This is a genomic window from Acinetobacter sp. GG2 (assembly GCF_000292385.1).
GTDB lineage: Bacteria > Pseudomonadota > Gammaproteobacteria > Pseudomonadales > Moraxellaceae > Acinetobacter > Acinetobacter seifertii.
This window is the reverse complement of record NZ_ALOW01000039.1, coordinates 84,780-99,403: the sequence shown is the minus strand read 5'-3', so window position 1 is coordinate 99,403 and position 14,624 is coordinate 84,780. Positions and strand designations below refer to the sequence as shown.

Sequence of the window (14,624 nt, the reverse complement as noted above, 5' to 3'; positions counted from 1 at the left end):
TAGAAGATATGGAATTAAAAGATTTTCATTTAATAAATATTGATTAAATCTTGTCTTAATTTTCATAAATAAGTGTTTGTCCATCATCGGGTACTTGTACACGGTCAACTACATCCATTCCATGCAGAATTTGCTTTATCTCATCTCGTTTTACAGGACAGTGATTTAATGCTTCAAGATGATTAGCAATAATATATTTAGGCGAAAGCTCAATAAATTCGCATACTTCATCTTTCGACATAAGAATCGGCTGCCCCACATCCATTTGTGCTTGCCCCGCAGCAACTACCGCAATATCAGGTCGAAATTTAAGTAAGGCATTTTTAACATCATGAGTGAGTACGGTATCACCACTAATATATAAAGAAGGTTCATTTGGCAATTCTAAATAGAAGCCACAACCATTCGCCATCAATTTACTAATCCAGCCATGCCCATGGCGCGCCGGTATCGCGACCAATCTTCCACCTAAAAACTCGATTTCTTTCCAATAATCAATACCTGCCTGAACATTTATCCCATATTTAGATAAATACGACACATCATTTTTAAAGGAATAAACAGGAATTTGCTTTTGAACAAGAAAGTCCTCGCCCTTTTGATCTAGATGATCAGTATGTTGAAATGCTTTGATTCCAAAAGTTTGGCTATGAGTAATTAGACAATGGGTAACTTTGTTTAATAATTCTTGAGCATTCAAAGGCAAGTCAATTAAAGGATTCTTTGCAGCTTTAAAGCGAAAGTATGAAAAAGCAGGAAGCGAACCTTTATCACCCAACATCGGATCAATTAAAATAAAATAAGGGCCAGTTTCAATAATAAAAGTTGCACTTCGCAAATGATGAATTTTCATAGCCATATAAATTTTTTAATTATATAAAACTTAATTATAAACTATGAATTTAATAGAAATTTAATCATCGATAAATTATTTCTCATACTAACCCAATCAAAGGCTTAAGTTTGCCCCATAACCATAAATGAATATATTTTTTGACACTAATTCAATGTAGTCAACATAGCCTACTTCTATCTTCTAATCTATTTATTTAAAAAGCCTTTCTTATAATTGCTTAGATATACAAAACACCCTCACCCCTTAATTATTTTAAAATTTAAGAATAAAGTAGATATACTTCACACCAAAGTTTGTTTGATACCTCTCAACATGCCTCATACCCCTAGCTTTTGGCTTAGTCTTTTTCGTCTTGTGCATATTTATGCTGGTATTTTTATTGCCCCATTTATATTCATTGCGGCATTTACAGGTCTTCTATATGCAATTACTCCTCAGATAGAACAATCTATCTATAAAGATACATTGTATGTTCAGCCTTTAAATAAAGATATGCGCCCCCTAAGCCAACAGGTTGAGGCAGCAAAAAAAGTGATGCACGAATCTGCACAAATTACAGAAGTTAGGCCAGCTCCAAGCTCCACACAAACAACACGAGTTATTTTTTCTGACAAGGCTCATCATTTAAATAATGAAGCTGTTTTTGTAGACCCTTATACACTCTCTATAAAAGGTCAACTTGCAGTATATGGGACCAGTGGAGTACTTCCATTTCGTACCTTCTTAGATCAACTGCATAGTAATTTATTATTAGGGAAATGGGGTCGTTTTTATAGTGAGCTTGCTGCAAGCTGGCTGGGCATTTTAACCCTAACGGGCCTATATAGTTGGTGGAAGCGTCGTCAAAATTTTAAAATCAGACAAACATCTAAAAATCGTTTATTAAAATGGCATAGTTCTATCGGCTTGACCCTATTACCACTTTTATTGTTCATTTCGATTACTGGTCTTACATGGTCCCAATGGGCTGGCGATAATATTCGTATCGCTCGTCAATGGTTAAATTGGCAAACGCCAACATTAGCCACAACTTTAAATAATGCTCCATTACCCCAAATGTCTCATGATGAGCATAAAGAACATCATGGTATGGTTATGGAAACTTCGGATTTAGAAATCATACCAACTGAATTCGACTCTGCATTAGCAATTGCTAGAGCAAATGGAATTCATTCAGCCCAAATACAAATCAAACCACCAGTTGATGCAAATCAGGCTTGGACTGTTACTGAACTAAAGCGCAAATGGCCAACTCAAGCGGACAGTGTAGCGATTGATGTAAATCAACACAAAGTCATAGACAAACTGGCTTTTAAAGATTACTCGTTATTTGCAAAACTTACACGCTGGGGGGTCGATGCTCATATTGGCGTGTTATTCGGTTGGATCAATCAATTGATACTCGCCTTATATGCCCTTGGGCTATGTATCATGATTATTTATGCATATAAAGCTTGGTTTAAAACTTCTAATTTAAAACTTACGACTAGCCATTTTGTTAGCCAAACTTTATTGGTTTGGAAGCGTGCAACTAATCAACAAAAAATAATCACGGCACTTACACTTATTATTTTAGGAATTAGTTTGCCTATTTTCGGATTTAGCTTATTAATTACACTGTTTATATTGCTAATACGAAAACCAAGCTCTCTACAAACTAAATAAGATTCATAAAAACAATACAGGTACCGACTCACTATCTGCTTGCTTTAAGTGAATAGTGAGTTGGTAAATAATTAATAGGTCACTGTAACAACTATGCTATCTGAATAGTTACCAGGCGTACTTGAAATAGCTGTTCCTTGTGGAATTATTCCGTATACATTTGAAATTTGACTAGTGCCAGATCCTGTCTTTGACACTCCACCAGAACCACCCACCGTTGTTGTACCACCTGTAGCATCCCACACGGTGCTATAAGCAGAATCTTTGTATAACTGATAAGGAATATATTGACTGCTTCCATTCGTCATACGTCTAAATCCACCGCTTATACGATTATTACCGTCCCCCAAATAAATGCTATAAGGTGTTCCATTGTTGCAAGTTGCATTAATTGCACCTTGAGCAGTGTAGTCACGACTTGTTGTACCAATATCACCAATATTGCCAAAATCGACATTTGATGTGGAATCTAACTGACAGAAACTTGGTACTACATAGTTAGCTGTAATCGTCATATTACCCGAGTCCCAGCCACCACCACTATCACCCTCACATACACTGCTCGAATTTGCTTGCATGTCCCAAAATACTTGAACGGAGCCAATATAAGTACCTACCGGATAGGCTGTTAAAGAGCCCGATCTTGCTGGAACTTTAATACTTACTGAGTAACTAATAATATTATTTGGTGCCACCGTAGTAACAGGACCATACCAAAAGTTTGAAATTTGATTTGTAGTAGAAGAACCTGCTCCACCTACAGTTGCAATAACCGTATAAGGTAATGAAACATTACTATTTGAAGTAGTTGCACCAGTAAATACTGTTTTCATGCACATATATCTTGATATTTGAGCAGTACTCCCAACGTTCGTACACCGAATAGTTCCAGTATAAGTAATAGTAGCATCACTATTAATATTTGCTGCTGTATAATTATAAGAACCAGTTGTGTTTCCACCAGTTACTGTACACGTAGCATGTGCTGAACTAAAAAATGCATAAAGTACAAATAACAGTAAACTAGCTAAAACATACTTTAAAGTAGATGAAAACTTTTTGGCTAGCATGTAGGAACTATGACTTACAATACTTATTGACATACATAAGGCCCCAATTTTTTAGCACTGTATTGCTGACTTTCGTAAGTGAAATTAACTTGACATGAACCATGATCAAGAAGGTCTATTTCAAGTTTATTTTGCTTTAATAGTTTTGGAACGAAGACCTCACCGTCATAGCCCACTACGGCATCTTGTTGTCCATTAATTCGGACGCTATAACCCGGTAACAATGGCGAGTTATTTTTATCTACAACTTTGACTAATCCTGAAACAACTCGATGAGCACCAAAGTCAACTAAAGTTCCTTGGCGATAGCCCACAAGTGCTGTTCGATTGGTCGTTGTCACATCCCATTCCAGTGGTAAATAAGATGGGTCTAGATAGATATGATGAGATTGATACGGTCTTAAATTCGCAATTAAGAATCTTCCTGATTTATCTGTCTCTCCTAAATTTACTCCACCATTTATAATTTGGCTTTGCGGTCCAGCATTGGTGACAACAGCATAACCATCTCCAATTTCATTCGCCGCAAATATACGGCCTGCTGCTGCAACTAAAGATCCTGTCGCTGAAAGTGCAACTTGGTCATTATCTCCAATTCGGTTATAGCGACCTGTCAGGTACGCAGCCCGTGCGCGATAAGAGCCATAGACCGATGCATTGTTAGCATGTGCATCTTGATCCCGTTCAACATAACCACCCCATCCAAATGAACCAATTTGCGGATCTGTAAATCCATTGATTTCTTGTCTGTAGGTTGTTTTACCACTGTCATTAGATACACTTGTAATTGCATTGACTCTGGTAGATGGCGTATAGCGCAGCGCAAAGTAAATGCCATAGTCCTTATGGTTTTCATAGTCTTTATAAGCTGAACTATAAAAGCCCCAGTTCTTGTTTAAACTTCCGCTTAAGTTGGCAGACAGTAACTTATACGAGTTATCACTGTATTTGATCTGGTTATAGCCCACATAAACACCATAGCCCGTATAAAAGTTATAGTTAATCCCTGCCCTAATAATCTCGTCTGCCAGCGCGCTGTAGTTTAAATAGTTTTGTGATTCAGCATTAATCTGATTTTCTTTCAAATATCGAATTTGCGACACCCGTGCCAAGTCAAAATAGTTATCAAATACTTTGCGGTAACTGGTATTAAACGAAATATTTTTGCTAATTCGCCCTTCTAAACCAAGCAGAGCCGAATAGCCGTTTTCATCTTTATACTGACTTGCAGCAATGTCAGCATTAATCACCCCAACACCAAACAGGTTCTTGGCAAAGCCTGTTCCAACGTTGGAAAGACCATCTGTGGAAGCTTCTGCACCACCACTTAAGGTCAGTGAGTTGCTATAACCATAACGAATTGCACCAGAGGCAAAAGTGGCATCATCATAATCGTTTGAGTACAGTCCGTAGTTATAACGCGGAACCCCAACATCGACTGAAAACTCATTGATACCTTTTGCCAGAATCTTCGATGAAAAGTAATAAGGTTTTTTAGTAATGGTTTGCTGACCTGTTGCATCAGTTGTTACCAGTGTGACTTCATTTCCTGAAATAAATGGGAGCTGCTTAACATCAAATGGACCTGAAGGAACAAGGCCTGAATAAATCTTTTGCTGGTTAACGTATAAGTCCAGTGTAGAAGGTAGCGCCGCTGAACCGGAAAACTGTGGCAGCGCCGAAGTAACAATATCACCACGTTGGGTATAGGCACTCGACCACTGCAAACCGGCAAGACGTACACTACTGCCCCAGTCAGAACTATTGGAAATAAAGTCACCTAGGGTATATATCCTGACTTTTTCAGGATCTACATATTGCCACTTGCTCTCTAAGCGCACCCACTTCTCATGGCTATAACTATTTTCATTACTACCGTTGTATAAAACGCCTGATGAAAAATTACCAAGCGCGCTGTTAAAAATCCCTTCTGCCGAACCTGAGAAAATACTCTCATCATTAGTAATGGTGTGATACATGCTGTAATTCAGAATTGCAGCATTTAAAGGTTTCATTTTTAGTAAGTTGGTGTTTGTAGTCGGTTGACCAGTTAAGTCAACAGAATAGTCACTCAACATACTTGCAGGAACTTGTAAGTTTAGAGACTGCTCATTTTCCAGATACTTAAACTGGACTCCTTTCAGTTCATTAATACATACCCATTGGCTGTCAGGGATATGTTCATCCATTTCCAGTCTTAAGGCTTTTAAGTCATGGACGCGTATATATAATTTTCTATCTTGATCTTGATGTACCGATATTAAGTCGGTAGAAGTATTAGAATTGATAGAAATATTTAAAAATAGTTGTATATAGCCTTTATCTGAACCAGAGGTCTGAAAAGCGGCGTTTGAAACTTCCGGAATATTAGGCAAAGCGGCATTAGTGTTGTCTTGTAATGATTCAGCAAAAGCATGAACCGGCAAGTACATAACACACAAAGCACTTACGAGATATTTCATATGTGCCTCGTTAAAGAGATGCTGGCTTACCGTTAATATTCAATGAAATATTATATTTATGATCAGCTTGGAATTTAAAATCAGGGCTAATATTAAAGTTTCTTGACTTTCCAGAAAGAATATAACCATTTACGGTATTTACTTTAATCGGGTAACTTTTATTAGAAGTAGTATCCACAAGTGTTAAATTATTTAAAAGCGCGTGGCGATTGCCAACATTACTAATAGTAAGATAAGCACTGCTTTGGTCTTGCTGTATTGACCAACTCAGTTTAGTCATCGCATCTTTATTCACTACAAATACAGGCAATGATGAGCGAAGTAATACATTTACACCTTGCGATGCTTTACGGCTATCGATAGGTTTTGGTAATTCATCAAGAATAATACGATAAGTTTTTTCACCAGAAATTGGTTCTGGCTTAATGCGGACTACACGTAAATTATAAGAATCATTCGGTTTTAATTTTAAGAAAGGTGGACTAACTGCAATATCATCTGTTGGAATTAATTGATCTTGTCCAGCATTTTGAGTCCATTCAAATATACGTATTTGTAAGTCAGCACTTTCGTTCGACTGGTTATATAAACTAATTGAGGATGCAGATTGATCACTCAATATTTCAACATTCACAGGAGAAAGACGTATTGAGGCAGCATTTAACACACTAGGCAAAAATAACAATAAACTTGTAGCAACAAAGATATTTTTTTTCATAACTTGCCCAGAATTACTTTTCTCAAATTAAGCTAGAGCTAGCTCTTACAAAAGAGCTAGCGACAACAATGAACAGAACTTATTTAAAAAATTAATAAGTCACAGTCACAGTTACTGTGTCAACATAGCTACCCGCACTAGGTAAAGTTGAGCCAGCAGGGATACGGCCATATACGTTCACTGTTTGTACTGCACCAGTGCCTGTACCGCTATAAGCTGTTGTTGCAATACCAATTGCTGTTGCACGGTTAGTATCAGAGAAAAGGTTATAAGGGATATATTCGTTACTTGTTGCTCCACCAATCATACGGCGTTGAGTAGTCTGAGCATTTTTACCTGCGTCAAACGCCAAAGTCCATGGCACAGTGTTGTTACATAAAACTTTAATTGCAGTACCACCTGTAGTAGTCGTGTCTGCATCTACATTGCTCGCAAGAGAACTTAAAGTACCGAAGTCTAAGATTGCATTTGCAGTTGTGCCTGTAGCTGAAGTATTAAGTACGCAGCTATTCGTAATAGTGGCTTTAACAGTTAATGTACCAGTAGCCGTTGCAGCATTTGCAGCGGTGATAGACATTAAACCCATAGCAATTGCAGATAAACCGATGAGAGATTTTTTCATGATTGAAAACCTTTTTACATTACGCCAATAAGAATTAATAGATGTAAAAACTAGCCTTCCCCAATCCAATCACTAGCTTCTTTGACTGTTTTTTCAAAGCGTCTTTTTTTTTACTCTACTGTGCGCGCATCATACAAAAAAACAACAAAAATATAGCTATTCATTTCATTTTAAATATCTATTAACAAGTTAAATTTCGATGGATTTCTCAATTATGAGTATTTATATGGTATGTACCACTTTTTAAAGAAATTTCCGGTAATTTTATTCAATTTTTTTTATTAGTTTTATTAAAAAATCATAAAATTTCATTAGTTAAATTTTACCATCATTTTTTATATTTTATTATTTTCAGAACTAAATTCATAATAAGTGTTTAAAAAATCAGCATTTTTTTTAATTCTATATATTTTAAATGAATAAGAAATTAAAATTTAATGAATAAGAATTCTAAGAGTTTGGAACATGCTTTGATTGATTTCCTTAACTTTAGAACAAGAGGAAATTATTTATAAAGAAAGAAATACTTGCTTAAGTATTTCTGAATACCAAATGAAAAATGAAACCCAACACCCCACCCGCCAGCGCAAAGCTAAGTTGAACGTAAGCCTTTCCGTACCAAGCCAACTTATTAAATGGATAGTTTTCACTATATGCATCAATGATCAAAATATTTTTTATGTCCCAAGTATGAAATCCTTTAGGTCTTACAGCAAAAAAATCAAGAATAGGTGTGAAGCCTAAAATAAATAAAATACCTAATAAGGGATAGACGATACTTCCTGGGAAAATAGGTTTCTTTTTTTGTTCCATAGCATCAAAAATGATAGCAACTGCAACTAGACAAGATTCGACTAAAGCAACTTTTTTAAAAGTTTCAAAATCATAACCTAGATAAAACATTAAAACTAATAAAAATATATCAGTAAAAAAAACAGAAATTGTTAATAATTTCCAGCTCATTCCAATTCCCTACTTAATTTTTAGAGTGCTATATAGTTGTAATAAGATCGGTTTAAAATACTATATCAATCTACAAATATTACCAAAAAACAAATCTAAAAAATATCAGATCAACAAGTCAAAATTTACACTTATGATTAAATTACAAGCAAACAAGGTTCCAAGAGGCTAACTAAATATTTAAGAAAACCGTAATAAACATAAAAAAACAATTTTTTATAATATTAAAGCTGAGGTTAACAAAATTTATTTCTGTAATTATTCACATAATTAAAATCAATAAACGCTCATATTAAAAGTACAATATATAAATATTATTAGACTTATTCCTATTCTAAAAAAACCATAATATCTAAAATATCCTAATTTAAAAAATTGAGTAAATAATGCTCTGGGCATATAAGAATACTAAACTTTTTAATCTTAAGCATCATCGACTACTTTTGACCTCCACCTCATTGAAACTAACAATTCCATACTTGTAGTTTAAGTTGCTTCTTGGCAAGGTATCTACCAGTAAAACATTAGGAATTTGTTCACATATGGCGAGTCCAGCACAAATTATTCGACATAAATTTCTCAATACATTTTTTTCACGCCATTCTCTCTGGTTCTTATGTATTTTTACTGCACTTAGTATCACTTGGTTCAGAACTGTATATACCCCACATAGTATCTATTATTTTATTTCTGATACTTTACTCAATGGATTATGGGTGCTTACAGGTGTATTGAGTCTATTAGGCTTATATGACGTATTACAGAATAGGCACTCTATCTTAAGAAATTACCCGATCATGGGCCATTTTCGTTTTCTATTTGAAGACATACGTCCTGAAATTCGCCAATATTTCATTGAAGCCGATCAAGATGCACTACCCTTCTCGCGCATGCAAAGAAGTTTAGTTTATCAACGTGCTAAAAATGAAAATGCAGACAAACCTTTTGGTTCAATTATTAACGTATATCAAGAAGATTACCGATTTATTGTTCATTCAATTAGCCCATGTCCACCGGCAGACCCAAAGAGCTTTCGGATTCAAATTGGTAATAGCCAATGCCTTCAACCGTATAGCGCTTCTATTATGAATATTTCTGCCATGAGTTTCGGTAGTTTAAGTGCAAATGCAATACGCGCATTAAACAAAGGAGCACAATTAGGCGGTTTTTATCACGATACAGGTGAAGGTAGCCTCAGTCCTTATCATTTAGAAAATGGTGGTGATATTGTTTGGCAAATTGCCAGTGGCTATTTTGGTTGCCGTACTTTAGATGGTAAGTTCGACGAGCAAAAATTTGCTAAACAATCTCAACTACCACAAATCAAGATGATTGAGTTAAAGCTTTCACAAGGTGCTAAACCCGGGCATGGCGGCATTTTACCTAAGCATAAAATTACTGCTGAAATTGCCGAAATTCGTGGTGTCTCACGAGATCACGATTGTATTTCTCCAGCGAAACATTCAAGTTTTTCTACACCAATTGAAATGATGCAGTTCTTACAGAAGTTACGCACATTATCTGGCGGAAAACCTGTTGGTTTTAAACTGTGTATTGGGCAACCTTGGCAGTTTATGAGTATTGTGAAAGCAATGCTTGAAACGAAAATAGTTCCTGATTTTATTGTAGTAGATGGCTCTGAAGGTGGAACTGGCGCAGCGCCAATTGAGTTTAGTGATTATATTGGAACACCGTTACGTGAAGGCTTACGTTTTGTACACAACACACTTGTAGGTGCTGGACTAAGAGACCAAGTTAAAATTGGTGCAAGCGGTAAAATTATTAGCGCATTTGATATTGCCAGCACATTTGCATTAGGTGCAGATTGGGTCAATTCAGCACGAGGATTCATGTTCGCAGTTGGATGTATTCAAGCTCAAAGTTGCCATACGAATCAGTGCCCTGTAGGCGTAGCAACCCAAGATAAAGATCGCCAAAAAGCCTTACATGTACCCACTAAAGCAGAACGTGTATTTAATTTTCATAAAAATACATTACATGCTTTATCCGAAATGATTGCTGCTGCTGGCTTACGCCATCCTTCGGATATTAAAGCCCATCACTTGGCACAACGTGTAAATGACCGTGAAATTAAGAATTATGCTCAATTGCACTTTTTCTTAAAAGACGGAGAGCTTTTGCAATCTGAACTTAATAATGATGGTGATAATTTTTATTACCGAATGTGGAATATGGCTGATGCCAATCATTTTTAATTTATATTAACTTGATAATTTGAGCATCATAGTTAAGTGTGATGCTCTTTTCTATTTTAAACTTATATGTGATTTCTACTTAAATTAGTTTCTTATTTTAGTTTGTATTTAATGTATTTTTCACCTACTATTAAAGTATAAATAATATACATGCTTTAATTTTATTAAATAAATATCCTCAAATTGTTATAACAAGAAGGTGTATTCTCATGTTAAAGAAAACATTCATTTCATCTTTTGTCGCATTGGCTGTAGGGTTAAGTAGCTATGCAGTTGCTTGTACACGTGCAGTTTATTTAGGCAATAATCAACATGTTATTACTGCCCGCTCGATGGACTGGAAGGTTGATACGGGTACGAATTTATGGATTTTGCCAAGTGGTGTTGCCCGCGATGGAAGTGCAGGATCTAAATCAATAAAATGGACTTCTAAGTATGGCAGCGTTATTGCAACCGGTTACGAAGTCTCTACGACTGATGGAATGAATGAGGCTGGTTTAGTTGCAAATGTCTTATGGCTAGTTGAATCTCAATATCCTGACGTAAAAAAATCAAATAAACCACTGTTAAGTATTGCCGCTTGGGCACAATATGTTCTTGATAATTTCGCAACCGTAGATGAGGCTGTGAAAGCGCTGGAGAAAGAACCTTATACAATTGTGACTGATAGTGTTCCAGGTGAAACGAGATTAACGACACTACATTTATCTATTTCAGATAAAACGGGGGATAGCGCAATTATTGAATACATTGGTGGTAAGCAAGTTATTCACCACAGCCGAAGTTATCAAATCATGACTAACTCACCTACTTTTGATAAACAATTGGCATTGGCAGAATATTGGAAACAAATTGGTGGTACCGTTATGCTTCCTGGTACAAACCGAGCTTCTGACCGTTTTGCTCGCGCTTCATTCTATATCAATGCAATTCCAAAAAATGATGATATGAAACAAGCGCAGGCTTCTGTATTTAGCGTAATTCGTAATGCATCTGTTCCATACGGTTTAAACACACAAGAAGAGCCTAATATTTCATCGACTCGCTGGAGAACTGTTGCAGACCATAAACAGATGCTTTATTTTTTTGAGTCAGCCTTATCACCGAATGTATTTTGGGTTGACTTAAAGAAAATAAATTTTAAAGACGGTAAAACGCGAAGACTTGATCTAGGACCTGAGCAGAGCCATATCTATGCAGGTGACGCGACATCTGAATTTAAAGTTACGAAACCATTTGCTTTTTTAAGTCCAAAAACTCTTTAATGAGGGGTAAAATTTATCATCTTTAAGATAAATAATATTAAACGTGCTTTCTTGGAATTACATTATGAAAAAAGCCCTATTTTTATTAGGTACTTGTTTACTTACAGCAGCTTGTAGCACAACCTCGTATAAGTCTAATACCACGACAGCAACATCTGAGCTAAAAACAGCTGGTCAGCTTAATTGCTTACCTACAGAACTTTGTCCAAGCTTACTGGTTAAATGGAATGAAAAACAGAAAAATCAAGTTCGTGTAGATGTTCATTTAAGTAGTAGTTACAACTTCTATGATATTAATTCGCTAGTATTTGATATCGATGGAAAGCAGTTTAGTTATAAACCAGCTCAAGCTACTGAGAAAACGAATGTTAGTCGACTTGTTCCTAAGCACTCGACAACTTACTTTATTATTCCAAGTCAATTCTTACAGGAATTTAAAAATGCTCAAAACATTAATGTTCTAGTTAAAACTGACAAAGGTATTATTGAGCGCAATATGTATTCTCCGCAGAAACAATCTTCGGTCTATAAAAACTTCGTTGAGCTTTATCAGAGTTTAAAATAATCATCTGATTTAATTAACTAATGCACTCAATCTATTGACTAGATTGAGTGCATTACTTTTTTAATAATAAAAATGCTTTGGCTTTGCATGCAAAAAGGCTGGAATCAAACCTGTTAAAGCTGCACGTATATCTGCACGCTCATTAATTAATTGATGAGACCCCTCTTCAAGCATTAATAAGGTTTGAAGCCTAAACTTACGGCGAATAAACTCAATGTTATAACGCCAATCTACTGTTTGATCTAATGCACCTTGCGCCAACCAGACAGGAATACGACAAGCAGGTCGTTCTTCCATTTCCTGCATCCATTTCGACATTGCCAAAATCCAGTCCATACCCATCATGCGTGGCTGCAATGGATCTTTTAAACGAATAAAACGTAAAAATTCAGGATTATGATTATTACGTCTAAAGTGTCTTGGTACTTGGCGTTTAATGCGGCGAATAATGCCAAGTCCCACTGGATTATGCCACCATGCTGTTTTAGCTGGGCGAATTAAAGGTGAAAGTAATAAAACTCTATCAACAATTGGATCTTGGCGTTTTTCTGCATACTCAAGCAAATGATGCATCCAAATTGCACCACCCGTACTTTGACCTATCCCGACCCAAGGCTTAGGTAACTGGTCTGCATGTTTAACATATCGATAAACAGCCATCAGAACTTGTTGGTAATGATCAAAATTTTGAATACTTGCTGGTGAACCATTACTTAAACCATGACCAGGTAAGTCATAGGTAATTACACTAAAACCCTGTTCAAGTATTTCACGAATAATTGGCTGATATATTCCACTATGTTCAAGATAACCATGTAATAAACAGACAGTTCCTTGTACTTTGTCTAATTTAGGCTTAAAAACTTGAACATGCAGACGGAATAAAGGCATTTGGACATAGCCTTGCCAGTGATCACAGTCGAGTAAATGTAAACCGTATAATTTTCGATATGCTAAAAGTTCACGAGAAGGTTCTTCTAATGTATTTAAATTAAGAGGACTTAAAACTTGCGGAGTGAGATCACGGTTAGGCACCGGTAAATCTAATTGTTTTAATACGGCAGGATTGAGAAATGGGATCTCAGACATTAAGGCACCTCTCGACAATCACTTGAACCAAATAGCATGTCACGAATTGTCGCAAGTAATTCATAATTTGCACGACGACTATGATCGTAGTTTTGTACACTCGGTTGCCAACGTGTAAGTGCTGTTGGCATTGGGGCAATAACAGGAATCGTTTCGATACCATTCAAAGCAAATAAGCGACGTGTACGCGGCATATGATATTCATCTGTGACTAACATTACCGTAGGAGCACCACCTTTCTTTTGAAGCAGTAACGAACTAAAACGAGTATTTTCACAAGTATTCATACTTTTTTGTTCTAATAACTTTGCATCGACCCCACGCTTTTTTAGCCATGCCTGCATATAAGGTGCCTCAACACCACTCAACACAATCGGTAGGTCATTTTGTTGCTCAACTTCTAACGTTTTTTCCAGTCTTAAACGTGTATAACTATTAACTACAATGTCTTTGCCATTTTTATCTAAAGTTAAACCACCACCTAACACCACAATTGCGTAAGGTTCTGACAGTTTTTTTGGCTGAGGTTGAAGTGGATTTTTACTGACATCTTCAACTTTCTGCTCAGGCTCGCTTACCGCTTTTTGATGCTCGGGTAATACAGGTTTTCTTGCCAAAAACTCTGTGTATTGTTCTGTAAGCGCTTTATTTTCTGAGCTGTTAATAAAAAGTGCTTCATCAATAGGACCACTTGTTTCATCAGCTGCATCTATTTCTGAGTTTTTAGCAACCAAAGGAACACTTACAGCTGAAGTTTCTTGCTCTTCTTCCATTTCTTGTTCTTTTTCTTCTAAAAGAATAATTTGCTGCAAAGCTTTATAGTTTTCTTGGATGTAGCCCAAATCTGCTGCTTTTTTCTCACGTAAAGCATCTTCGGTCAACTTTAAATAAGCTTGACGAGCAATCCATAAATTTGAACCTGGCTCTAAGTTATCATGTTCACTTAAGGCAGCTTTTCTCTGGCTTTCCGCAGCCACTTCATTCACATCTACAGGCACAAAATAGTTAAGCCCAGCTACAATAAGTTTTGAATAAAATGGTGAATATAAAAAAACTACGAAACAGCCTAATAGTACAAATAGCACAGTGACTACTTGTACAAAACGTACCATTAAATGTACTTTTGGCATAAA

At 36.1% G+C, this 14,624-nt stretch carries 12 protein-coding genes; 4 read left to right on the top strand and 8 right to left on the bottom strand.

The window, feature by feature from the left end; all coding sequences use genetic code 11:
* Positions 1-55 precede the first annotated feature (55 nt).
* Positions 56-859 (bottom strand): MBL fold metallo-hydrolase, encoded by an 804-nt coding sequence (locus B554_RS0115045; protein ID WP_019458703.1) that lies wholly within the window; start codon positions 857-859, stop codon positions 56-58.
* Between the two features lie 309 nt (positions 860-1,168).
* Here B554_RS0115045 and B554_RS0115040 point away from each other — a divergent pair, with 309 nt between their 5' ends.
* Entirely contained in the window at positions 1,169-2,521 is a 1,353-nt protein-coding gene (locus tag B554_RS0115040) for a PepSY-associated TM helix domain-containing protein (protein WP_019458702.1), read from the top strand.
* A gap of 71 nt (positions 2,522-2,592) precedes the next feature.
* Here B554_RS0115040 and B554_RS0115035 read toward each other — a convergent pair whose 3' ends face one another.
* The 5 genes from B554_RS0115035 to B554_RS0115015 all read right to left on the bottom strand — a co-directional run bounded on the left by B554_RS0115035 (position 2,593) and on the right by B554_RS0115015 (position 8,356).
* The gene (locus B554_RS0115035) at positions 2,593-3,624 is read right to left on the bottom strand and encodes a spore coat U domain-containing protein (protein WP_019458701.1); all 1,032 of its coding nucleotides are present in this window, start codon (positions 3,622-3,624) and stop codon (positions 2,593-2,595) included.
* Positions 3,615-6,023 (bottom strand): fimbria/pilus outer membrane usher protein, encoded by a 2,409-nt coding sequence (locus B554_RS0115030; RefSeq protein WP_081400412.1) that lies wholly within the window; start codon positions 6,021-6,023, stop codon positions 3,615-3,617. The genes B554_RS0115035 and B554_RS0115030 overlap by 10 nt, the downstream gene beginning before the upstream one ends.
* A 40-nt stretch (positions 6,024-6,063) precedes the next feature.
* The gene (locus B554_RS0115025) at positions 6,064-6,771 is read right to left on the bottom strand and encodes a molecular chaperone (RefSeq protein WP_019458699.1); all 708 of its coding nucleotides are present in this window, start codon (positions 6,769-6,771) and stop codon (positions 6,064-6,066) included.
* 91 nt (positions 6,772-6,862) lie between these two features.
* Positions 6,863-7,393 (bottom strand): spore coat U domain-containing protein, encoded by a 531-nt coding sequence (locus B554_RS0115020; protein ID WP_019458698.1) that lies wholly within the window; start codon positions 7,391-7,393, stop codon positions 6,863-6,865.
* Positions 7,394-7,924: 531 nt separating this feature from the next.
* Complete coding sequence (locus B554_RS0115015; RefSeq protein ID WP_019458697.1) at positions 7,925-8,356, bottom strand: hypothetical protein; 432 nt, start codon at positions 8,354-8,356, stop codon at positions 7,925-7,927.
* 542 nt (positions 8,357-8,898) lie between these two features.
* Between B554_RS0115015 and B554_RS0115010 the strand changes: the two genes are divergently transcribed.
* From B554_RS0115010 to B554_RS0115000, 3 genes are all read left to right on the top strand, one after another.
* Complete coding sequence (locus tag B554_RS0115010; protein WP_019458696.1) at positions 8,899-10,572, top strand: FMN-binding glutamate synthase family protein; 1,674 nt, start codon at positions 8,899-8,901, stop codon at positions 10,570-10,572.
* Between the two features lie 209 nt (positions 10,573-10,781).
* Positions 10,782-11,837, top strand: a complete 1,056-nt coding sequence (locus B554_RS0115005; RefSeq protein WP_004701100.1) for a linear amide C-N hydrolase — start codon at positions 10,782-10,784, stop codon at positions 11,835-11,837.
* 61 nt (positions 11,838-11,898) lie between these two features.
* On the top strand, positions 11,899-12,402 hold the full coding sequence (locus B554_RS0115000) for a hypothetical protein (protein WP_077163460.1): 504 nt from the start codon (positions 11,899-11,901) through the stop codon (positions 12,400-12,402).
* A gap of 60 nt (positions 12,403-12,462) precedes the next feature.
* On the opposite strand, the gene B554_RS0114995 is transcribed toward B554_RS0115000, so the two are convergent.
* Both B554_RS0114995 and B554_RS0114990 read right to left on the bottom strand, forming a co-directional pair.
* Positions 12,463-13,491 (bottom strand): alpha/beta hydrolase, encoded by a 1,029-nt coding sequence (locus B554_RS0114995; protein WP_004701095.1) that lies wholly within the window; start codon positions 13,489-13,491, stop codon positions 12,463-12,465.
* The gene (locus B554_RS0114990) at positions 13,491-14,621 is read right to left on the bottom strand and encodes a YdcF family protein (protein WP_019458694.1); all 1,131 of its coding nucleotides are present in this window, start codon (positions 14,619-14,621) and stop codon (positions 13,491-13,493) included. The genes B554_RS0114995 and B554_RS0114990 overlap by 1 nt, the downstream gene beginning before the upstream one ends.
* Positions 14,622-14,624: the final 3 nt, after the last annotated feature.

Excerpts from the sequence above, each read along its gene's own strand:
- B554_RS0114990 (WP_019458694.1), bottom strand. The coding sequence starts at position 14,621 with ATGCCAAAAGTACATTTAATGGTACGTTTTGTACAAGTAGTCACTGTG.
- B554_RS0115015 (WP_019458697.1), bottom strand. The coding sequence starts at position 8,356 with ATGAGCTGGAAATTATTAACAATTTCTGTTTTTTTTACTGATATATTT.
- B554_RS0115010 (WP_019458696.1), top strand. The coding sequence starts at position 8,899 with ATGGCGAGTCCAGCACAAATTATTCGACATAAATTTCTCAATACATTT.
- B554_RS0115005 (WP_004701100.1), top strand. The coding sequence starts at position 10,782 with ATGTTAAAGAAAACATTCATTTCATCTTTTGTCGCATTGGCTGTAGGG.
- B554_RS0115030 (WP_081400412.1), bottom strand. The coding sequence starts at position 6,023 with ATGTACTTGCCGGTTCATGCTTTTGCTGAATCATTACAAGACAACACT.
- B554_RS0115025 (WP_019458699.1), bottom strand. The coding sequence starts at position 6,771 with ATGAAAAAAAATATCTTTGTTGCTACAAGTTTATTGTTATTTTTGCCT.
- B554_RS0115020 (WP_019458698.1), bottom strand. The coding sequence starts at position 7,393 with ATGAAAAAATCTCTCATCGGTTTATCTGCAATTGCTATGGGTTTAATG.
- B554_RS0115040 (WP_019458702.1), top strand. The coding sequence starts at position 1,169 with ATGCCTCATACCCCTAGCTTTTGGCTTAGTCTTTTTCGTCTTGTGCAT.
- B554_RS0115035 (WP_019458701.1), bottom strand. The coding sequence starts at position 3,624 with ATGTCAATAAGTATTGTAAGTCATAGTTCCTACATGCTAGCCAAAAAG.
- B554_RS0114995 (WP_004701095.1), bottom strand. The coding sequence starts at position 13,491 with ATGTCTGAGATCCCATTTCTCAATCCTGCCGTATTAAAACAATTAGAT.
- B554_RS0115045 (WP_019458703.1), bottom strand. The coding sequence starts at position 859 with ATGGCTATGAAAATTCATCATTTGCGAAGTGCAACTTTTATTATTGAA.